The organism is Atlantibacter sp. RC6 (assembly GCF_014193285.1).
GTDB lineage: Bacteria > Pseudomonadota > Gammaproteobacteria > Enterobacterales > Enterobacteriaceae > Atlantibacter.
Map to the genome: position 1 here is coordinate 197,074 of NZ_JACHZE010000006.1, position 21,539 is coordinate 218,612.

Consider the following 21,539-nt stretch of genomic DNA (forward strand, 5'->3'; position numbering starts at 1 on the left):
TGCAAAACTGACACAGGGTTTGCAGGCTTTTAATATTCGCAATAATAACCCTACGTTATTATTGCGAAATTAGCACCACCAGTGAACGGAGCAACCTTATGATAAAGAAGCTGATCGGCGCCCTGCTGTTATGCGCGTCGCTTTTTTCGGGCCAGAGCGCGGCGCAACGCGACGGACATATTTTTTATAAAGTGCACAACGCTGACACCACGCTGCGCCATTGCGCAGACAGCGATGAAATAAGAAGCGCCGCCGAAGAGGCAGCGCTGGATGTGCGGGAGCACCATTACTGGTCCAAATCCCGCAAGCCGGGCATGCACCAGAATTAACGGCTCAGACTGAGAACAGCCCACGCAGGTGATGCGGCTCGCTGCGCTGATATTGCGGAGCGACGGCGATTTTACTGCCGAGCTTCGCCGCCGCATGCCACGGCCAGCGCGGGTTAAACAGGATCCCGCGCGCCAGAGCGATAAACTCCGCCTGCCCGGTGGCGATAATCGCCTCCGCCTGCTCCGGCTCAGTGATCAGCCCCACAGCGATCACCGGCGTCTTCACCTGCTGCTGGATCTGCTGGGCGAAAGGCACCTGATAGTTCGGGCTAATGGCGATTTGCTGCGCGGGCGACAGGCCGCCGGAAGAGACGTGAATATAGGCGCTGCCGCGTTGTTCCAGCGCTTTCGCCAGGTGAATCGAACTGTCGATATCCCAGCCGCCTTCCGCCCAGTCGGTGGCGGAGATACGCACGCCCACCGGCAGCGACACAGCGGCCTGAACTTCATCAAATATTTCCAGCACCAGCCGGATGCGGTTTTCCAGGCTGCCGCCATAATTGTCCGTACGCTGGTTCGACAGCGGCGACAGGAACTGGTGCAGCAGGTAGCCGTGGGCGGCATGCAGTTCAATCAGGTCGAAGCCCGCTTGTTGCGCACGGCGCGCCCCGTCCACGAACGCCTGCTTAATATCGGCGATCTCTTCTGCGCTCATGGCCTTCGGCGCGCGGTATTCGCCAAACGCCAGCGCCGACGGCGCGAGGGTTTCCCAGCCGCCTTCGCTATCCGACAGCGATTTCCCGCCCTTCCAGGGCGCGTCCACCGAGGCCTTACGGCCCGCATGGCCTAACTGAATACCGAGTTTTATTGGCGACCAACGGCGGATTTTCTCGACTTCCTGCTGCAAGGCGTCACCCAGCTCATCGCTCCAGATCCCTAAATCCCAGGGTGAAATGCGCCCTTCCGGCGTTACCGAGGTGGCTTCGATGATCAGCAGCCCAGCTCCCGACTGCGCCAGGGTACCGAGATGTACGCTGTGCCAGCTGGTCGGCGCGCCGTTATCGGCGGAATACTGGCACATCGGCGCGATAATTATGCGGTTACTCAGGGCAAGCTCGCCAAGCTGCCCCGCGGAAAACAGATGACTCATCACAAACCTCCAGGGATGGTAATTCCACTAAACTTAACGCTGCCGTCCAGTATAGAAAGGAACTGTCTGACTCTGTTGGCGATTTTTGCGGGTAAAGCCTGCCGCGCTTAATATCCGGTTACCGGATGTTTCCTGAAAACGCATAATATTTACGAATATAGAGATGTTTGTAGAAAAAGTTGCTTGATTTTCCACCAGGCAAACGCGTTACAATTATGCTTTCGCGCTCTTTGCCAGACCGGCCGGAGTGCGACAGGGTGAATTATCAGATTATTTCCCCAGGCAGTTAACATGTTGCGAAATGAATGAATTTACTGCCCATTTGCATCCATGATGCGTCAGTTGTATCGGCCTTCGCGCCCTGAGTTCTTGCCGCTTACCGGCCCGACAAATCCATTTGCTAAACTTAAGAGTAATGCTTTCACAAAAAGCGACTCTGGAGGTTGTTATTAGTATGCTTAATCAGACATCTCGACTCACATTAACGGAATCAGAAGCCTACGACGAAGACGTTCGGTATGAGTTCGATCCCTGTGAGCTCAAGCTGGATGAGATGGTCGAAGCGGAACCGCTGCCCGAAACAATCGAAGGCATGCCCGCTCCGGATGCGCTGACCCCAGCGGATCGTTATCTGGAGCTGTATGAGAACGTGCAGTCTTCGCGCATTTTCCCGGACAGCAAAACTTTTGCCGACTGCGCGCCCAAGATGACGCCGCTGGCAATTTTACTCAATTATCGTCGTGCGAAACGCTATCCGGGTTTTAACCTGGAGAAATTCGTCCACGACCATTTTCATCTGCCCGCAGACTACAGCAAAGCCTATATTTCCGACCCGGATCGCAGCCTGAAAGACCATATCGACAGCCTGTGGCCGGTCCTGACCCGTGAGCCGCAGGAGCATATTGAGTTCTCCTCGCTGCTGCCGTTGCCCCAGTCTTACATCGTTCCGGGGGGACGATTTCGCGAGACCTATTACTGGGACTCCTATTACACCATGCTGGGGCTTGCCGAAAGCGGCCGCAACGATCTGCTGCGCTGCATGGCGGATAACTTCGCCTGGATGATCGAAAACTACGGTCATATCCCGAACGGCAATCGCACCTATTATCTCAGCCGCTCGCAGCCGCCGGTGTTTGCGCTGATGGTCGAGCTGTTCGAAGAGGACGGGGTGCGCGGCGCCCGGCGCTATCTTGACCATCTGTTGATGGAGTACGCCTTCTGGATGGATGGCGCAGACAGCCTGGATTACAACCAGGCCTATCGCCGCGCGGTAAAAATGCCCGACGGCGCGCTGCTCAACCGTTACTGGGACGACCGCGACACACCGCGTGATGAATCCTGGTATGAGGATGTGGAAACCGCCAAATTATCGGGCCGACCGGCCAGCGAAGTGTACCGAGATCTGCGTGCCGGCGCGGAGTCGGGCTGGGACTACTCCACCCGCTGGTTACGCGATGCCGACCGTCTGGCGAGCATTCGTACCACCCAGTTTATTCCGGTGGATTTGAACGCCTTTCTCTACAAGCTGGAAACCGCGATTTCCAATATCGCTGGCCTGAAGCAGGATGCCCTGATGGCGGCCCGCTTCCGGGAAAAAGCGCTGGCGCGCCGCAGCGCCATGAACCGCTACCTGTGGGATGAGACCACCGGCACCTACCGTGATTACGACTGGCGGCGCGAATGCCTGGCCTCGTTCTCCGCCGCCTGCGTGGTGCCGCTGTATGTCGGCATGGCGACCCACGAACAGGCGCAGAAAATCGCGCTCAACGTGCGCGAACGGCTGTTGACGCCGGGCGGTATTCTGGCGACCGATGTGGAAAGCGACCAGCAGTGGGACAAACCCAACGGCTGGGCGCCGCTCCAGTGGATGGCGATCCAGGGTTTCAAAAACTACAGCGAAGACTCGCTGGCAGACATTATTGCCCATAACTGGATGCGCACCGTCAAGCGCGTGTATATGGAGCAAAACAAACTGGTTGAGAAATATCACATCGCCGATTACGCACCGCAACCGGGTGGCGGGGGTGAGTATCCGTTGCAGGATGGCTTTGGCTGGACCAACGGGGTTACCCGCCGGTTAATCAGCCTGTACGGGGAACCCTAATCCGCAGCGTCGCCTTTCAGGCGGCGCTGTTGTTTCAGGCTTTGCGGCCCGGAACGGTTTTTAACAGCTCTTCCGGGCTAATGGACGCCACCACGCCGCTGCCTGGCAGCGGCATCTTGAGAATGTGATTTTTGATTTTGCCGATAACGTGCATTTCGCAGGGACGACAATCAAACTTCAGCGTCAACACCTCATCGCCGTGGATCAACTGCATCGGCGTGGCCTTCCAGCTTTTAATCGATCCCTTCGCCTGTTTCGGGCACAAATTAAAAGCGAAACGCAGGCAGTGTTTGGTGATCATCACCGGCACATCGCCCTTTTCCTGATGCGCTTCAAACGCCGCGTCGATCAGTTGTACGCCGTAGCGATGGTAAAACTCGCGCGCTTTATGGTTATAAACGTTCGCCAGGAAGCTTAAATGGCTGTCCGGGTAGACCGGCGCAGGGTCACTCACCGCTTTACGGGTCGCACGTTGATAGGCTGCCAGCCGGGCCTCATCCAGCGCCTCGCTGGTTTCGCGGCGCAACTGGTTAAGCTGGCTGCTCGGCACAAACAATGCGCCGGGCAGATTGATGGTCACGGCCCGGGCGTAATACATCGTCTGACCGAGTTTTGTGACACCGTCACGCAAGCTATTGTAGGCTTTTTCTGGGTTATTGGCTTCGCTGAACTCGCCGTCCAGCGTGCGCGTCACGCTGACGCCCTCTTCGGACGTCATGGTCAGGATCAGTTGTTCCTGCCAGCCGCCCAGCTCGATATCCACCGCGACCCGACGCTCGCTGGAGGTTTTCAACAGCGCCTGCTGCCAGTTGTGATCCAGGTTGCGGTTCAGCGGATGATGCGCACGCAACGTTTTCAGGGCATCCGGCATCTCGTTCGGCCAGACGCGGTAACGGCGTTCGGCAAGTTTTTCTACGGTATTGGCCCGGAACCCTACCACTTCACGCTTTATCAGCACGTTCAACCCGTCGCCGTTTGACAGCGGCTCGCTGACATCAACGTCAAGGTGGTCTTTCGCCACTTTCATCACTTCGCCCACCGGCAGGCCGATAAATTTCGGTGAATCAAACGCGCCGATATCAATCTTTCGCTCGTTGACAAAATAGTCGGTACTGCCGCGATGGAAGGTTTTATCCGGGGATGGCACAAAAAAGTGCTGGGTCACCCCTGCCGACGCGCGCGCCAGATCGCCGCGCTGCTCCATCACTTCATCCAGCAATTGACGGTAATAAGCCGTGATGTTTTTCACGTAGCTCATATCTTTGTAGCGCCCTTCGATTTTGAAGGAGCGCACGCCCGCGTCCACCAGCGCCGTCAGGTTGGCGCTCTGATCGTTGTCTTTCATCGACAGCAGGTGCTTTTCATAGGCGACCACGCGGCCCTGATCGTCTTTCAGGGTGTACGGCAAACGGCAGGCCTGGGAGCAGTCGCCGCGGTTGGCGCTGCGCCCCGTCTGGGCATGGGAAATGTTGCATTGCCCGGAATACGCCACGCACAGCGCGCCGTGAATAAAGAATTCAATGGTGGCGTCGACGCTATCGTGAATCGCTTTGATCTGGTTAAGGTTCAGCTCACGCGCCAGCACGATTTGCGAGAACCCCACGTCAGAAAGAAACTTCGCCTTTTCCACGCTGCGGATATCGCATTGGGTGCTGGCATGCAGCTCAATCGGCGGGATATCCAGTTCCAGCACGCCCATGTCCTGGACAATCAGCGCATCCACGCCCGCCTGCCACAGCTGGTGGATCAGCGTTTGCGCCGGTTCCAGTTCATCATCGTGAAGAATGGTGTTGAGCGTCACGAAAATCTTCGCGCCGTAGCGGTGGGCGAACGGCACCAGCTCGGCGATATCGCGCAGGCTGTTGCTGGCGTTGTGGCGCGCGCCAAAGCCCGGGCCGCCGATATACACCGCGTCGGCGCCATGAAGGATCGCTTCACGGGCGATGGCGGTGTCGCGTGCCGGGCTCAGAAGTTCAAGATGATGGGGGTGCAGGCGCATGTTTTGTCGTTATCCAGTTTTGAAAATGGCGGCTATTGTAGACAGAAGCCCGGCGGATATGAAGCCTTACTGCCGCAAGCTAACTTCTCACGTTTGTATTGCGGATCGCGGGTAGTGAATTAAGGAGTGAAAACAGGTTGGCGACGAGGTGGGATTTCGATAAGCATGGGGCTGGTCGGCGGCAAAGCGCCGCCCTTCTCCTGCTTGCAGCGTCTGCCACACGCCCTGGATCTGTAATGCGACTTCACCGCTGATGACCACCACATGCTCAATCGCGCCCGCCTCATGGGCGGAGGATTCGCTCATCGCGCCGGGAGCCAGCGTGACCACCAGCAGATCAAAACCCAGCTGTTCATCAAACGGGAACAGCGGCTCGGCGGTCATGCCCTGATGGGCGTCGTAAACTGGCCGCTCGCTGGCCTGAGACGGGGCTATAAACGCCGAAAAGGGTACGTTAAAACCGGTGGCGATTTTCCACAGCGTCGCGATTGTCGGGCTGGATTCCTGACGCTCGATCTGCCCCAACATCGCTTTGGATACGCCGGTCTGTTCGGCGGCCTGGGTTAAACTCCAGCCGCGCGCCTGGCGCAGAGTTTTCAGCGTATCGCTAAGATGGGCGGCAATATCCATAACGTATCCCATTGGTTCAAAAACCTCAGTTTACCTGCTTGTGCGTTATAGCGCACAGTGTTATTTTCCGTGGACGCTATAACGCACAACGGAGCCAGACCATGCGTCAATTCACTTTCCCCACGTTACTGGCCGGGCTGGTCGCCGTGCTGGTGGGCTATGCCAGTTCTGCGGCGATCATCTGGCAGGCCGCCGCAGCGGCAGGCGCCAGTGCGCAGCAAATAGCCGGATGGATGACCGCGCTGGGTATCGCCATGGGCGTCAGTACCCTGGGATTGTCGCTGTGGTATCGCGCCCCGGTGCTGACCGCCTGGTCGACCCCAGGCGCGGCGCTGCTCGCCACCAGCCTGCATGGCGTGACGATCAATGAAGCGATCGGCGTGTTTATCTTTGCCTCCGCGCTGATTGTGCTGTGCGGCGTTACCGGCCTGTTTGCCCGGCTGATGAAACTGATCCCTCACAGCCTGGCTGCCGCAATGCTGGCCGGAATTCTGCTGCGTTTTGGCCTCGACGCCTTCGCCACCCTGCCCGCTAACGGTTTGCTGTGCGGCGTGATGCTGATTGCCTGGCTTATCGCCAAAGCCATGGCGCCGCGCTACGCCATTGTGGCGACGCTGATCGCCGGGCTGGCGATTTGCCTGGTTACCGGGCAGTTTCACCAAAGCCAGGCGAATATCACTCCGTCATTGCCGGGATTCACTGTGCCGCATTTCACGCTACAAAGTTTACTGGGTATCGGGCTGCCGTTTTTCCTGGTGACCATGGCGTCGCAGAACGCTCCCGGTGTGGCAACGCTCAATGCCTCAGGCTATCAGGTGCCGGTATCGCCGCTAATGACGGTTACCGGGTTGATTGCGCTGGTGATGGCGCCGTTTGGCGTGTTCTCGGTGTGTATCGCCGCGATCACCGCGGCGATTTGCCAGAGCCCGGATGCGCATCCCGACAGGCATAAACGCTGGATGGCCTCGACGGCGGCTGGCGGGTTCTATCTGCTGGCTGGGGTCTTCGGCGGCGCAATCACCGCGTTGATGACGGCGTTGCCGCTGGCGTGGATCCAGATGCTGGCTGGACTGGCGCTACTCGGCACCATCGGCGGTAGCCTGCATCAGGCGCTCAGCCGTGAAACCGATCGCGACGCCGCGATTATCACGTTTTTAATTACCGCATCGGGTATTACGCTGGGTGGAATTGGCTCGGCATTCTGGGGATTGATTGGCGGTGGAATAAGCTATGCGGTACTGGGGATTGCGCGAGGCCGGGGAAAATAACAATCTGATGCGCTAAACAGTCTCATTTAATGGGGGAGCGAACTCCCCCACGCTTATTATTGTTTTTTAGTCACATCAAACATTTTGGCGTCGGTTGCCATATCGTCAACAACCTGTTTTAAGTTTTCTAACGCCATTGGGGTGCTTTCATTGTTCAGGTCTTTGCCTTCCCCTTTACGCACCACTTTAAATACTGGCTTGTTGGTTGCGGCGTCAATCAACTCGCCTTCGAAATAGAGATTGGTATCCATGGTGCGATGGCCAGTGGCCATTTGCGTCCCGGCAACTAACAGCGCCACCGGCACCACTTCATAGAACTGCAACCCTTCTTTACTGCTGTCAACACCGGTGATCGCGCCACGGAAAATCAGGCTGCGCGGCCCTGGGGTGGCGACCAGCGGCTTACGTTCTGCTGCCGCAGCCTTCATCTGCTGATTGGTATAATTCAGTAATTGCGTCAGCACCCTCTCACCAATCTGAGTCGTTGGCTTAGGAACCGGGTAATAGACGATCGGGTTGTAAACAATACTGTCGTAGTTATTGGGATTAAAGTCAGGTGCAACCCAACGCATCACGGTTTTGCCGGTGGATGAAGTCGTTTCCTGTAAGCCTGAGTAGTCTTTCAAAAAACCGGAGTATTTATCCGGTGAGGTTACTTTTGACGCACAGCCTGCAAGCGCGAGCGCTGCACAAAGCACCGAAGCCTTAACAAATAAAGAGGTTCTCATTTTTTGCACCTGTAATTGCACATAAGCAGACAAGTTATAGCAAACCTGGCAAAATGATTTGAGGCATAAATAGCTTTCTGAGAAAAAAACATATTGGCTGAGCAAATTTAACGCATTGCCATTTTGATGGTAAATAAAAACTATATATGCATATAAATTATTAATTAGCAGAGTAAGCAATCAGCAGGGTAAAGATAATAACGGGCGCGACAGTTCGCGCCCGTCTTTGATTAGATTTTACGCGCCAGCAGCGTGGCGAAACGTAATTTAATGCGGTTGCCTGCTTCGTCGGTCCGATGCAGTTCGCCAGGCTCTTCGTTGTATTTTACGATGTCCCAACCGGCGTAATAGCCGCTCAGTTCGCCCTCGCGGAAGGCAAACGGGAAGCCGACCGTGCACGGGAAATCTTCGGTATCCATCGCGGCGACAATCAGGTTGTAGCCACCGCGTTTAGTGCAGCGCTGCATATTGTCAATCAGGCCTGCAATGGTGGTCGGCTCGAGGAACATCATCACCACGGTGGAGAGAATAAAATCATATTCACCGTCAAATTTCAGGGTGTTCAGATCGCGCACATCGCTTTGCAGCGTATTCAGCCCTTCCGCTTCTGCGACGCGTTGCAGATTGGCGATGCTCATCGGGTTCTTGTCCCAGGCGGTGACGTCAAACCCATTGGCCGCCAAATACAGGCTGTTGCGGCCATTGCCGCAGCCCAGATCCAGCACCCGGCCAGGGGTCAGATAAGGCATGGCGGCGATGACTTCAGAGTGGGTGCGGGTTAAACCATATTTGTCGGTAAAATAATTTTCATCACGAACGGTCATAGTGATTCCTTAGAAGTATGAGAAACAGCAGTACGAATCAATAATTTGCCCTGGCACAACAAAATCAGCGTGCGGATAAGCAGCAGGCCGATAAGCACGTTACTGCAGATAAACAGCGGCAACGCCAAAAAATCAAGAACGCCGCCTGGCACGGCGAGCCCGAGGTGCAGCGCGGTGGTGGCGAGCGCCGACAGGCCGAACGAGAAGCTCCAGAAGGTGGGATTAAACGGCTGGGCCATATACCACGGCGCCAGGCGGATCATAAACAGCGCCTGCAACAGTCCGTAGCCAAACAGCATTTTTGCGAACATATCCGCCTCGCCACCGTTGACGCTTAACAGCGCGCTACAGGCCACCAGTGCCGGGGCCATCTGGATACCCAGCGATGTGCGCACCGCCGGGGGCATCTCACCCGCGCTGCGCATGCGGTGCAAAATGGCCGGTTCCAGGCTGAGCCATGAAAGTACCCCAGCCCCCAGAAACAGAATGCCTAAATCGTGAAAGCCCAGCGCGCCGCAGGCCATGGTGCTGATAAAGTTATTGGCGACGGTGGGCAAATAGAGCCCCGGCGTGGTGGCTTCATAAGGATGTTTGCCGCGCCACAGCCCGGCGTTTTGCCAGGCGGCGTACAGCAACTGGCTCACCGCGCCGATGCTGAACAGCACCACCGCCAGCGGCCGCACCCACGGGGCCAGACCAATCGACACCAGCATGGTAGTAGCGGGAAACAGGCTGACGTAACTGCTCATCAGCGGATGCAGGATTTCTGCTTTCACCGTCTGCGGATGGGCAATAAGACGCCAGATAAATGCCACCGCCAGCAAAAACCATATCAGTGTTGCCAGCGTGATCAGCCCCTCGCCAATCCACGGCGAAACCGGCCAGATCGTTGCCGCGTAACGCCAGGAGAAACCGATCCCGATGGTACCGAGTACCATGCCGAAATAGCCGGCAGGCAGGTTGAGAATGGAGAATGATTCGCTGGCCGATTGCCAGGCAATGGTTTTGCTCATTTTGTTTAAAGTTTAAAAATATATTTAAGATGCATTTTATGGGAGCCGGGGCTGAATTACCATAACCCGCAGGGTCTGAAAAAATTTGCTACGGTTAGTCCATGCGCACAACGGAGCCAGCAACATGGAAAAATACCGGTTAACGGACGCCGCCAGAACGGTTGACTATCAGGAAAATGGCGTCACTCACAAATTTACCCTGCGCCAGATAGAAGCGCTGCGCGACTTCAGCGATATCAAAGCAGGAACCCTGGGCGGCTGGATTGAGGAAGAGAGTAACCTCAGCCACGACGGCGACTGCTGGATTTACGATCACAACAGCGCGGTGTTCGCCGGGGCGGTGATCAGCGGCAATGCGCGCGTCACGCAGCCCTGCACCATCAGCCACGGGGCATCGCTTACCAGTGAATGCTGGGCAGATCGCGCGGATATCAGCCACGGCGCGGCGATTTATGACCGCGCCATGATCCAGATGTCTCAGGTACGCGGCGAATGCCGGATTTTTGGCGATGCGCGGGTGATGCATCAAAGCCAGGTGATTGCCGCCGTGGGGCTAACCGAAGATCGCGACCAGCGGCTGCAAATCTACGATAACGCCACGGTTAACGGGTCGCGCATTGTTCATCAGGCGCAAATTTATGGCCGGGCGCTGGTGAACCACGCGTTTATCGAGCACCGCGCTGCGGTGTATGAGGACGCGATCCTGGAAGGTAATGACGAGAACAACGTCTGGGTCTGTGACTGCGCGCAAATCTACGGGCAGGCGCGGATTGTTGCTGGCAACGAAATCGACCAGTGCCCGACCATCCGCTACAGCTCACAGGTATTTGGCCATGCGCTGATCGAAGGCGACTGTGTGCTGAAGCATCACGTCCACGTGTTTGACGACGCGGTGATTACCGGCGGTCCGGTGCAACTCGACGATCGGATAAAGATATGCGGTCAGGCGCGGGTCACCGGCAACGTATTTATTGAAAACCAGGTGACGGTAACAGATGACGCCGTGATAGAAGCCTTTAATGGCGATCCGCTGCATCTGCGCGGCGCGAGAATAATCAGCGGCAATGAGTACATTACCCGCACGCCGGTTATTGGGGCAATTTAACCCCCCCTTTCACTTACGGCTTATCAATAATGCGCGCGTAGATATTCTGATCGTGAAATGCGCCGTTCAGGTACTCCGCCTGTTTCAGGCAGCCTTCGAGGGTGAAGCCATTGCGCAGCGCCACCTGGTTGCTGGCATGATTGGTGACGATACATTTGATCACGAAGCGGCGCACGCTACCCTCTCGGGCGTAATGCTGCATCATCGCCTGCAACGCCTGAGAAATAATGCCCTGCCCCTGTAAACCTTCATCCAGCCAGTAGCCGATATACGCGGCTTTGTTGGTCGGCTCGATCTGATTAAAGGAGATCACGCCGCATACCGCGTCATGACGCAAGATCATAAACATTTTGGCGTAGCCGCGATGGTGCAACTGATAGTTACCCTGCACAGTGCGGCGGATATCGTGACTGCTGGTCACCGATTTTGGCCACTCCATCGCCTGCTGGAGAAAGTCTTTATTACGTTCAACCAGTTCATACAGCGGCTCTATAAACGGATCGTTCACCGAGTGCAGTTTCAGGGTGTCGTTAATGATAATGATGTCGTCATGCCAGTCAGCGGGATTTTGCACGCGAGCTCTCCGGTTAAGGTTTTTTATTAGCATAACGTAAAAAGGGGAGCCATCGCTTAATGCCCTGGTGTCGAAATGGCCAGGGGCCTCAAAACTGAGGCTGATCTCAATCAATTTTTACGCATGCTCATGAAGCTTACCTTTGAAGCCGCACTCGGGGCAGAGTTCACCGAACATCTCGGGCATGACAATAATCAGCCGAAAAAAGGCAGTAACGCCCGTAACGGCTACTCCACTAAAACGCGGCACAGCGATGATGGCGAAGTTGAGATCAAGCCACCACGCGATCGTGAAAGCGCCTTCGAACCGCAGTTTATCCGCAAAAATCAGACGCGCATCACTCAGATGAACCGACACTAACGGTATGACCACGCGTGAAATCGTCGCCACCTTCAAAGAGATGTACGATGCTGACGTGTCACCAGTACTGATATCGAAAGTCACTGATGCCATTCGGGAGCAGGTTGCCGTGTGGCCGAATTGACCGTTCGACTCGTTGTATCCCATTGCTTAATTGACAGTATTGTAGTGAATGTCCGTCAGGAACGTAGCGTCATCAACAAGCCCCTTTCATGCTTTATCGCCCCGCATCCATATCGCAGCGCATATGGTCCCAGCCGGTATAGCCCTTCACTTCAGGTACTTTGTCGGGAAGGCCCTGCCAGTTTGTCTTGAATTGCTGCGTGCTGTCCGCAAGCCCTTCTTTAGTCATATAGACCAATCCCCAAGCCCAGCCAGCAGAGCCAGGTTTTAGGTGATGCTTAGCCCCATCTAACGCGGTATAGGTAATCCCCGCCTCCCCCGGCAATAAACGAGAATCTTCAAACGGCTTTGACGACATATACAGCCGGTGCTTTGTCTGTAAAAAACCCTGATCGTTGACGACGGTGAAGGACACTGCATCTTGCGCTGTCGCTCGGTTATCACCATTCGGTTCATTCCCCGAAGGAGAAAAACCTACAGCCTTCCAGGTTTGCCCATAATCTTTGGAAACCATAAATCCATCCACCTCCCAATTTGGGATAGCAATATAGCGCTGGGATGGATGTTCAAACTTTTTAGTGAATATCCGGTAAAATTGAAAAAATGGCTGAGAATGAATGCCCCGTTTTGTATCTGTATACCAGAGTTCCCCTTCACAGTCCCAGCCCTTTAACTCCAGATAGCGATGATCATCAAAACGGTAAACAACCTGTGTTGGCGGTTCTGAAGCCTGACAACCCGCTGCCATAAATAAAGCTGCGGCTGTCAGACCTGAGCAAAATCCTTTCATGCTTTATCGCCCCGCATCCATATCGCACCGCATATGGTCCCAGCCGGTATAACCTTTTACTTCCGGCACTTTGTCGGGCAGGTCCTGATAATTGGCCTCACGGCGCATAACCTTTCCCTGTAAACCTTCCTGCGTAAAATAAACCATCCCCCAAGACCATCCTGGGGCATCTGGCGTAATTTCATCCATTTCACCGCTATCTAAACGATATTTAATCCCCGACCCACCAGGCAAAATGCGCGGGTCATCAAACGGCTTTGACGACATATACAGCCGGTGTTTGGTTTGTAAAAATCCCTGATCGTTGACGACAGTGAACGAAAGAACATCCTCATAAAGCGCGTAATCATCGCCGTTAGGTTCATTTTCCCCTGGTGCAAATTGTGCAAGTTTCCATGTTCGACCATAATCCTTCGATACCCTGAAGCCATCAGCCCCCCAAACAGGGATAGACATATATTTTTCTGAAGGATGGATAAATTTACGGGTGAATATCCTATAAAACTGTAAATAAACTTGAGAATGGATAGCCCTCTGCGTATCGGTGTACCAGAGCTCTCCTTCGCAGTCCCAGCCTTTCAGTTCCAGATAGCGGTGATCATCAAAACGATAAACTACCTGTGTCGGTGGCTCTTCTGCATGGCAGCTTGCAGCCAGTAAAAAAACGGTAGCGGCCAGACCTGCACATAGTCCTTTCATGTCTTATCCTTTAGCCAACTGACTGTCACTTTTAGGCTCTGGCATTTCCCATTGCAGCCGCTTTATTTCCTGGAAATCTCTCGGCCTGACAGTTCCCGTCTCAATATCCATAATATTACGCGAATGAGGCCGGATACCGGCATAAACGTTTTCCACCCCGAAATCACCTTTCGGCAGTACATCATCAGGTTTATTCATAAAATTTTTAGTCCCGGCAACTGGCAATCTCCCAGAACGATAATATTCTCTCGCATCAGCATTACCATTTTGCGGATCGCGCCAGTCAGCACGATGTAATAGACTTTCCCAGAATTTACCGGCTTTGTAGTCAAACGACTTACACTGACCAATTGCAAGGTCGAACGCCATCGCGTGCGATGGCGCGAACTCGCTCATAACAATTGACGAATGCTGGCTGTAGCTTACCGGGTCAACCTTTTTCCATTCTTTTTCAAGTTCTTCACGGGTTTTCAGCCAGGTAATGGACAACACAGGGTAATCTTTTGAACCAGTAACTTCCCCATGAATAACGGTATGCCCCCGGTCAAGGCTTTCCACCTTCAGCTCATTTGGTGTTAAAACATGCCCCGGCTTCCAGCTAATACGCTGATAACTGTTAAGCATATACATCGCAGAATCCGTACGCTTGATGGCACTGGCTTTAGCCGAATAGGATATGTAGGCATCTGGGCTGTCCGGGTCGATATAATACGTATACGGCTTGTCACTCGTTTTAGGGTCATTATCCGGATGGTTATCCTGACCCTGTAGTTTGAAAATAAAGGGCTCTGGCAATTCTTCACCGTTTACCACTACGTCATGGGCGCGGTAACTGGCATTCGGGAGAACCGAATATTTTGCATCCCCCTCTTTTCGTTGTGGCAACGCAAAGGGTTTAGTGTCAGGTGCTTTTCCTACTTCGCCGTGCTGATAAAAAACTCGCTGGAACAGGTTAGGAATGCCATCTGCAATTTTCTGAGGGATACCACGCCAGCCAAACCCCTGTATATTTTCCAGCGATACAACGCCATCATTTGGACAGAAGTAGTTATACACTTTACCGTTATTGTTACGACAATATCGATCATCACTCCGTAGCGGATTATCTGAGGGTTTACGCAACGTACAGGAGGCTTCAAGGGCCAGTAATTCATCCTCGTCTAATTTTCCTCCGCCTTTCCACTGTGTATGCATCAGGCTACAGAAATTTTTGAATGTCTTCTGCCTGGCGGCATCCGTCTGTTGGTATCCGGGCTGAATATTTTCAGCCACGCGGGACTCCAGTGAATACGGCGAATGGTTCAGAATGACGCAGTTCACCGGATCAAATCCGGCCTGTTTCACCAGCATATTCGCCAGCATGGTGATAATCGTTCCCTGACTGTGTGCAACAATATTAATCACATCATTCTCAACAGCAGGTTCGCTTCGGATCTGAATAATCAAGTCTGCAAGACGCTGGGCGGCAAAAAATTGATAGATTCGGTGCGGGTTTTCATAGATGGGGTGAGTGTAATCCCCGTCATTCATATGCAGTGATGCAAATCCCACCGCTGCCACGCCAAAACCTCCAGCTCCTGGCCCCAGCATATCGGGAATGTTGGTAGTCGCATTGGCGAACGTCCCGCCATTTTTGGCAAAGTTCGCGTCCAGCGCATTACCAAAGTTATCGTTCTGGTACTTAAACGCGCCTTTGCCGTCATTACCCAGCGCGGCCTTGTTCGTCTCGTTATCTTCCTGATAAGCGTCATACGGCAGATGGGCGCCGGAAGAAAGTTTTCCGACTTCATCCCGGTACCGTTTCTGATCTGCAACATAATCCGCATGGGTGACCGGCTTATACCCCCAGTAAAACGGGATAACCGGTGAACGGCCGGGATGGGTGATTCTGTAGTCTCCCCATTCATGGGCGTAAAAATCTGTGCGGCCAAGACGTTTACTCAGGCCCACGATAATGCCCTTTTCCTGGTTCTGATACGCTTCGCCCACGTCATTCACGCCGTGGATCAGAATCACAATCCCCGGCATCGGGCGAGGTACGCCCACACGGCGAGTCTGAGCAACTTCCCCCAAATCCCTGTGTACAGGAATATCCCCTTCTGATATTACCCGTGGCGCATACGGGCTTTTCCTGGCTTCAGTCATTACAGTCACTCCATTTTGTAGATATCAAAGTTCAGTGTTGGGCTGGTTAAGCGGATGGGGTAGCGGTAGGGCTTACTGAGTTCTTCTTCCACGGTAAAAGAGTGAACATCCGGTAAAACAGATAAGCTTAGGGGAAAATAAAGTAAATAACGGTTTAACGTATTCTGTTGTTGAACAATATCTGATTGCCCTGCCATCGCCAAATATCCTTTTGATAGACAATTACGATCCCTCAAAAAAAATAATACGCCTATAGATAATTAATGAAAGTACCATTTCATGACCCATAGTTGGTTCTTACAAAATACATTTTATTAATTAAAATAATAAATAAAATAAAAATATTCACAAATGAAATAAAAAGGTTGGAGAATGATGCCCGGCCTGGATATAACAGTCACTGGAAAGCAATTAAGCACCCTGCCTGACAGGGTTAATAAAATTACAGGGGAGTCTAACGCCAGTGAGTTAAACATTTAATGAATATAAATTCATAATTATGTTTAGAAGGACAATTAAGGAATCAGGGTTTCAGCCTGTTACACTTTATCAGAGGCCCGAATTATCGAGCCTCATTTTCTTAAGTGACCAGTATTAAGCCATCGCTCCCCTCAACATTTGCCAGCCCGTTAGCGCATCTGACGGTCGTCTACATAGTTACGTTTATCCGGCGCGGGCGGGAAGTACTGATACAACCAGGTTTCGCTGATGGTTTCGCCCTGGCAGCGCAGGAACATGCGCATTTCCACCGGATCCGTTGAGTCTGACGTCGGATGCCAGTCGAACAGAATACGGTAGCCGTCAAACGGTTCGACATACAGAATTTCAATCTGCTTCGCTTCGCCGCTGGACAGCGTAATCACCGGTTCAATGCCCTTTGGCGCAGCCTCTTTGAGATTGCCTCCAATAAAATCAATGGCGAAACGGCGCGACCAGGTGGTCGGGAAATGCTCGCCCGGCGCCCAGCCTTCCGGGAAGCTGCCCATCCCGGTGCGGGTGGCGAGAATATTCGCCAGCGGCGAGCGGACCGGCGGTTCGCCGCTCCAGTACAGCTTGTATTTGAAATTGAGCTGATCGCCTGCTTTCACTGGCTTCTCCGGCTGCCAGAAGCAGACGATGTTATCCAGCGTTTCCCCGGTGGTGGGGATCTCCATCAGGCCTACGGTGCCTTTGCCCCATTTGTTGGTCGGTTCAACCCACAGGCTCGGGCGTTTGTTATACCAGCCCATGATATCCTGATAGCTCTCAAAGTTACGGTCGGTCTGCACCAGCCCGAAACCTTTCGGGTTATCGTCGGTAAAGGCATTAAACTGCAAGCGCTGCGGGTTATTCAGCGGGCGGCACACCCATTCGCCGTTACCGCGCCACATCGCCAGGCGGTCGGAGTCGTGGATTTGCGGATGGATGGTGTCGCACATCCGGCGCTCGTTGGTGCCGCAGGCGAACATGCTGGTCATCGGCGCGATGCCGAGCTGTTTGATGTCTTTACGGGCATACAGGCGGTTTTCGACTTCCATCACCACCCGCTTCTCTTCGCAGTGAATAATGAATTTGTACGCGCCGGTGACACTGGGGCTGTCCAGCAGCGCATACACCACAAAGGTGGTGTCGTCAGCTTTCGGGGTTTCAAACCAGAACGCGGTGAAATCCGGGAATTCTTCCAGGCTGTCGGTGAACGTGTCTACCGCCAGACCGCGCGCCGACAGTCCATACTGATAGGTACTGTCTACGGCGCGGAAATAGCTCGCGCCAAGGAACGACACGATATCGCGGCGCGCCAGTTCCGGGGCTTTAAAGGCGCGGAAACCGGCAAAGCCGAGGTCCGACTGGCCCACCAGCTGTTGGGTATCGACACCCGCATCGTGGTATTTAAACAGCTCAGGACGGAAGTGAATTTCACGCGCCTGATGCGAAGACGGATCGAGGGAGAACATGCGCACGCGGCGGCGGAACCCCATGCCGACGTGGAAGAACTGCACGTCCAGCTCGCGGCCAGGGATATTGTTCCACAACGAATGTTCCGCATCGTACTGAATGCTGTTGTAGGCCTGCGGGGTCAGGGTCGCCAGGGTGTCCGGCAGCGGACGCGGCGCGCCACCCCAGGGCTTTTTGGCTAAATCGCCCGCCATGGATTGCAGAACGTTAAAATCAAATGCGCGCGACAGACCGTCGGCGATATCCGACTCTTGCGCCCATGCTGTGTTGGAAAACAGGGTCATCAGACCCGGAGTACCGCAAGCGGCGGCAAGTGCCATTGAGGCTTTAATAAAACGTCTGCGATTCATGCCTGAGAACGCGTCCTTTTGGAGTCAAAGTGTACTGTGACGCGCGGCGTCAACAGCGGCAATTTATTGTATTTGTTACGACCGCTCACTCTAGTCAAAATTCATTTTGAAGCCAACAGCTTTCCACGTCCGCCATCACGCTTGTCGCAACGAAAAACGCGTTGTTTTGTGTCATGTAAAGAAAGGTCAATAATCAGAAAAAATAAACTGTTGTTATTTGGTCGTTTCGCCGCCTCACCTTTTCGGTGTTTGCACGTTTTGACAAATCGGTTGCTGTTTCGAGAAGGGGGATAAACGGAATCATCTGAATCGGGGTGATGGCCCGTCTGGAGAAAACGGGCCTTGTAGGGCGGGTATGTGTTCAGAGACAAAAAACGCCGGTAATAACGGTGCGCGCGGAGCCATATAATTCAACCCGGCCATCCTCACGCATGACGCAGCGCAGTTCACCTTTGCGCGCGCCCCCCTGCCGGGCAGTTAACGGTTTTTTGCCCAGATAGTTAGTCCATAGCGGAGCAAGAATTGTGTGCGCGGAACCGGTAACCGGGTCTTCATTAACGCCGACATTCGGGCCAAACCAGCGCGAGACAAAATCATAATCAGGATGTTGAGAGGTCACCACGAACCCCCGCGTGGCGTAGTGAGACAGCCTGGCAAAATCAGGTGTTAAGTTCTCAATTACATCGGGATCATTCACCATAATGACATAGTCGAATGACTGCCACGTTTGCACCACCGCCGAGGCATCAATGCCCAACGCTTCCAGAATGCCTGCGTCGATGTGACAAGGCGCCAGATCGCAGATTGCCGGGAAGTCCATACACAATTCGTCACCAGCGCGCGTGACGGTCAAAATACCGCTACGGGTATAAAACTTAATAGAATCATCCGCCACGCATTCGTTCTGGAAAAGTACGTGTGCGGTAGCCAGCGTCGCATGGCCGCAAAGGTCAACTTCGCAGCCCGGTGTAAACCAACGAAGATGATAGCCCTCTTTCCAGGGCAGATAAAAAGCGGTCTCAGAAAGATTATTTTCGATGGCGATGGCCTGCAAAATATCATCATCCAGCCATTCAGTAAGCCGACAAACCCCTGCGGGGTTGCCGCCAAAAGCCTCGGTTGTAAAAGCATCAATCTGATAGAAGGGAATTTTTGTTTTGGTCTGATTTGCCATCAATTTTTTCCAGATAGTTGTATACGGTATACCGCGTCACGTTTAGCACTTTAGCAACCTGATTTACACTGCCCTTGATTTTAAAAAATCCCATTGCGTGTATTTCCGCTACCACCCGTTTCCTGAAATCCAGTTTGCTTTCGGAACCGTTTTGCCTGAATTGCATCAGAATATCGTTAAGCGTTTGTTCAGGAATTTTGCCTGCCTGCTGCTCATTATTTTCATAACGGGCAAAGGGTTGCGTTAAATAATCCAGATCGCGTTTGAATCGGCTCACGGCGTCAAGATCCACATTTATGCAAAACCCCACCAGCGGCGTCCCTGCTTTGCTGTAATAAATGGTTGAGGCGCTGTTAAGCGGTTTTCCCGTTACGGTGACCGTGGTGTAATTTTTAAAAACGCGGAACGGTACGCGCTGTGAGGTATCGAGTAATCCCAGGATTGCCTGATCATCATCAGGGCCTGACATCAGACCATCACCCTGTTTTCGCCCGCTGACATGCCCATTAATGATACGAACCACCGACGTTTTTGGTTGAGTCAGATCATGCAATACAATTTCGGTATTCCCGGGAAGGGTGGCTATCAACGCATCCATGGATGCTGACAGTATAGAGATCAATCGGTCTATTTCTTTCACAATGGCTCCCTGGGGCGCGGGTAAAATGGATATTGACTAAATCTGACCATTTTACGACAAGCAACGCCAACCCGGCAGCCTTGCAAAAAAATACCACCTTATCCCTTACCAGCCATATGACGCGCCAGCGCCGGCAGTGAGCCCACTATAGGTATCCGTCGATACTGCCGCTTTCGTGACCCAGTGGTCTGAGACCCGGGCAGAAAAACCTACCGCAAGGGCTTGTTCGTTGCCATGCGCCCCTACCCCCGCGCCCACGCTAAACTGCTGATGGTCGGTCACTTGCGGAATGCTGGCGATAGCCGCCACGCCGGCAATACCACCATCGGCATCACGTTTGTTGTCATCAACCTGGCTTTTCAGATCGCCAAAGCGGCGGTTAGTTGATTGCTCCAGGCTGTTCATCCGCTGGTCCTGAGCTGCCAGACGCGCGGTGTTATCCGCGACTTTCTGGTTGGTGTCCTGAATCGCCTGACGGTTTGCCATGATGACGGCCTGGGCCGCCTGATACTGAGTTTGTGCATAACTGGTCGCTGGCTCAGGCAAAACCGTCGTGGTCGGGTAAGCCTGAATGGTCTGCGTACTGCCTACGAACTGACCCACCACAGAGGGCTGCGGCGCGGGTGTCGCTTTCGCGTTAACGACAGCGGTCAGCGGCAGCGGAGTTGGAACTGCCTGCGGTAGTTTCGGCGGAACTTTCATCGGCGTCTGCTGCGCGACGGGCGTTGGAACAGCCGGCGCGGGTGGTGTCTGCGGGTTTGCCAGTGCCGCCGGAACCGGTGGAACCGCCATCGGGGTGGCCTGAAGCACCGGCGTTTTCTGTTGTACCGCCGGGATGATCTGCGGCGGAATTTTCATCGGCGTCTGTTGCGCGACGGGCGTCGGTACCGCCGGCGCGGGTGGTGTCTGCGGGTTTGCCAGGGCTGCCGGAACCGGCGGAACCGCCGTCGGGGTTGCCTGAAGCACCGGCGTTTTCTGTTGTACCGTCGGGATGATCTGCGGCGGAACTTTCATCGGCGTCTGTTGCGCGACAGGCGTCGGCACTGCCGGCGCGGGTGGAGTCTGCGGGTTTGCCAGTGCCGCCGGAACCGGTGGAACCGCGGTCGGGGTGGCCTGAAGCACCGGTGTTTTCTGTTGTACCGCCGGGATGATCTGCGGCGGAATTTTCATCGGCGTCTGTTGCGCGACAGGCGTCGGTACCGCCGGCGCGGGTGGCGTCTGCGGGTTTGCCAGTGCCGCCGGAACCGGTGGAACCGCCGTCGGGGTGGCCTGAAGTACCGGTGTTTTCTGTTGTACCGTCGGGATGATCTGCGGCGGAATTTTCATCGGCGTCTGCTGCGTGACAGGCGTCGGCGCAACTGGCGTTGGTACGTTGTAAGCGATGGGGTTAGTGACGCCATTTTTAGCGTCCAGGTAAGCCGCCCCCCAAAGGTTATTCGTGATGTTCTGATTAGCCGATGACGATAACGTGACAGGCAGGGTTACGGCTCCTGCACTGAATGAAGAAGCGATAAAAATGGCGATCAGTGTTTGTTTCATCATTGACTCTCATCTATTCAACGTAACTGCGTGCAATTGGCTTTGAAGATTTTTATGAGTTTCCTGATGAACATCACATTCTTCTGGAAACGCGGAGAGAGTAAGCAGCAGAAACCCGAC

General features: G+C 54.1%; 19 protein-coding genes and 1 pseudogene. 5 read left to right on the forward strand and 15 right to left on the reverse strand.

Going from position 1 to position 21,539, the window contains the following annotated elements; all coding sequences use genetic code 11:
* Positions 1-98: 98 nt before the first annotated feature.
* Complete coding sequence (locus FHW74_RS14995) at positions 99-329, forward strand: DUF2554 family protein (RefSeq protein WP_183171199.1); 231 nt, start codon at positions 99-101, stop codon at positions 327-329.
* A 4-nt stretch (positions 330-333) separates the two neighbouring features.
* Here FHW74_RS14995 and FHW74_RS15000 read toward each other — a convergent pair whose 3' ends face one another.
* Positions 334-1,419: an NADH:flavin oxidoreductase/NADH oxidase gene (locus tag FHW74_RS15000; RefSeq protein WP_183171200.1), complete on the reverse strand. Its 1,086-nt coding sequence runs from the start codon at positions 1,417-1,419 to the stop codon at positions 334-336.
* Between the two features lie 454 nt (positions 1,420-1,873).
* On the opposite strand from FHW74_RS15000, the gene treF reads away from it, so the two are divergent.
* Entirely contained in the window at positions 1,874-3,523 is a 1,650-nt protein-coding gene (gene treF, locus FHW74_RS15005) for an alpha,alpha-trehalase TreF (RefSeq protein WP_183171201.1), read from the forward strand.
* A gap of 34 nt (positions 3,524-3,557) precedes the next feature.
* On the opposite strand, the gene FHW74_RS15010 is transcribed toward treF, so the two are convergent.
* Together FHW74_RS15010 and FHW74_RS15015 are read right to left on the reverse strand one after the other, a co-directional pair.
* The gene (locus FHW74_RS15010) at positions 3,558-5,522 is read right to left on the reverse strand and encodes a U32 family peptidase (protein WP_183171202.1); all 1,965 of its coding nucleotides are present in this window, start codon (positions 5,520-5,522) and stop codon (positions 3,558-3,560) included.
* An 87-nt stretch (positions 5,523-5,609) separates the two neighbouring features.
* A complete protein-coding gene (locus FHW74_RS15015; RefSeq protein ID WP_183171203.1) occupies positions 5,610-6,152 on the reverse strand; it encodes a helix-turn-helix domain-containing protein in 543 nt (180 codons plus the stop codon).
* A 101-nt stretch (positions 6,153-6,253) separates the two neighbouring features.
* Between FHW74_RS15015 and FHW74_RS15020 the strand changes: the two genes are divergently transcribed.
* The gene (locus FHW74_RS15020; RefSeq protein WP_183171204.1) at positions 6,254-7,420 is read left to right on the forward strand and encodes a benzoate/H(+) symporter BenE family transporter; all 1,167 of its coding nucleotides are present in this window, start codon (positions 6,254-6,256) and stop codon (positions 7,418-7,420) included.
* A gap of 56 nt (positions 7,421-7,476) precedes the next feature.
* Here FHW74_RS15020 and FHW74_RS15025 read toward each other — a convergent pair whose 3' ends face one another.
* The 3 genes from FHW74_RS15025 to tehA all read right to left on the reverse strand — a co-directional run bounded on the left by FHW74_RS15025 (position 7,477) and on the right by tehA (position 9,985).
* Positions 7,477-8,148, reverse strand: a complete 672-nt coding sequence (locus FHW74_RS15025) for a DUF3313 domain-containing protein (RefSeq protein WP_183171205.1) — start codon at positions 8,146-8,148, stop codon at positions 7,477-7,479.
* 230 nt (positions 8,149-8,378) lie between these two features.
* Entirely contained in the window at positions 8,379-8,972 is a 594-nt protein-coding gene (gene tehB, locus FHW74_RS15030) for a tellurite resistance methyltransferase TehB (protein WP_183171206.1), read from the reverse strand.
* Entirely contained in the window at positions 8,969-9,985 is a 1,017-nt protein-coding gene (gene tehA, locus FHW74_RS15035) for a dicarboxylate transporter/tellurite-resistance protein TehA (RefSeq protein ID WP_183171207.1), read from the reverse strand. Before tehA ends, tehB begins: the two co-directional genes overlap by 4 nt.
* Positions 9,986-10,109: 124 nt before the next feature.
* Between tehA and ydcK the strand changes: the two genes are divergently transcribed.
* On the forward strand, positions 10,110-11,090 hold the full coding sequence (ydcK, locus tag FHW74_RS15040; protein WP_183171208.1) for a YdcK family protein: 981 nt from the start codon (positions 10,110-10,112) through the stop codon (positions 11,088-11,090).
* A 13-nt stretch (positions 11,091-11,103) separates the two neighbouring features.
* Here the strand turns inward: ydcK and rimL are convergent, their stop codons facing one another.
* Entirely contained in the window at positions 11,104-11,664 is a 561-nt protein-coding gene (rimL, locus tag FHW74_RS15045) for a 50S ribosomal protein L7/L12-serine acetyltransferase (RefSeq protein ID WP_312972973.1), read from the reverse strand.
* Positions 11,665-11,739: 75 nt separating this feature from the next.
* Between rimL and FHW74_RS15050 the strand changes: the two are divergent.
* A pseudogene (locus FHW74_RS15050) lies at positions 11,740-12,228 on the forward strand (transposase); the annotation flags it as partial.
* Positions 12,229-12,241: 13 nt separating this feature from the next.
* Here FHW74_RS15050 and FHW74_RS15055 read toward each other — a convergent pair.
* The 8 genes from FHW74_RS15055 to FHW74_RS15090 all read right to left on the reverse strand — a co-directional run bounded on the left by FHW74_RS15055 (position 12,242) and on the right by FHW74_RS15090 (position 21,422).
* A complete protein-coding gene (locus tag FHW74_RS15055; RefSeq protein WP_255459923.1) occupies positions 12,242-12,937 on the reverse strand; it encodes a hypothetical protein in 696 nt (231 codons plus the stop codon).
* A 3-nt stretch (positions 12,938-12,940) separates the two neighbouring features.
* Positions 12,941-13,636: a hypothetical protein gene (locus tag FHW74_RS15060; RefSeq protein WP_183171210.1), complete on the reverse strand. Its 696-nt coding sequence runs from the start codon at positions 13,634-13,636 to the stop codon at positions 12,941-12,943.
* Positions 13,637-13,639: 3 nt separating this feature from the next.
* Positions 13,640-15,781 carry a DUF3274 domain-containing protein gene (locus FHW74_RS15065; protein WP_183171211.1) on the reverse strand — a complete coding sequence of 714 codons (2,142 nt, stop codon included), beginning with the start codon at positions 15,779-15,781 and terminating at the stop codon, positions 13,640-13,642.
* Positions 15,782-15,786: 5 nt separating this feature from the next.
* Positions 15,787-15,978, reverse strand: a complete 192-nt coding sequence (locus tag FHW74_RS15070; RefSeq protein WP_183171212.1) for a hypothetical protein — start codon at positions 15,976-15,978, stop codon at positions 15,787-15,789.
* Positions 15,979-16,410: 432 nt separating this feature from the next.
* Entirely contained in the window at positions 16,411-18,066 is a 1,656-nt protein-coding gene (locus tag FHW74_RS15075; protein WP_183171213.1) for a glucan biosynthesis protein D, read from the reverse strand.
* Between the two features lie 361 nt (positions 18,067-18,427).
* Positions 18,428-19,240, reverse strand: a complete 813-nt coding sequence (locus FHW74_RS15080) for a PhzF family phenazine biosynthesis protein (RefSeq protein WP_183171214.1) — start codon at positions 19,238-19,240, stop codon at positions 18,428-18,430.
* Positions 19,197-19,880, reverse strand: coding sequence for a transcriptional regulator (locus FHW74_RS15085; RefSeq protein ID WP_370528031.1), 684 nt, complete (start codon positions 19,878-19,880; stop codon positions 19,197-19,199). The genes FHW74_RS15080 and FHW74_RS15085 overlap by 44 nt, the downstream gene beginning before the upstream one ends.
* A gap of 105 nt (positions 19,881-19,985) precedes the next feature.
* A complete protein-coding gene (locus tag FHW74_RS15090) occupies positions 19,986-21,422 on the reverse strand; it encodes a YadA C-terminal domain-containing protein (RefSeq protein ID WP_183171215.1) in 1,437 nt (478 codons plus the stop codon).
* Between the last annotated feature and the right edge of the window lie 117 nt (positions 21,423-21,539).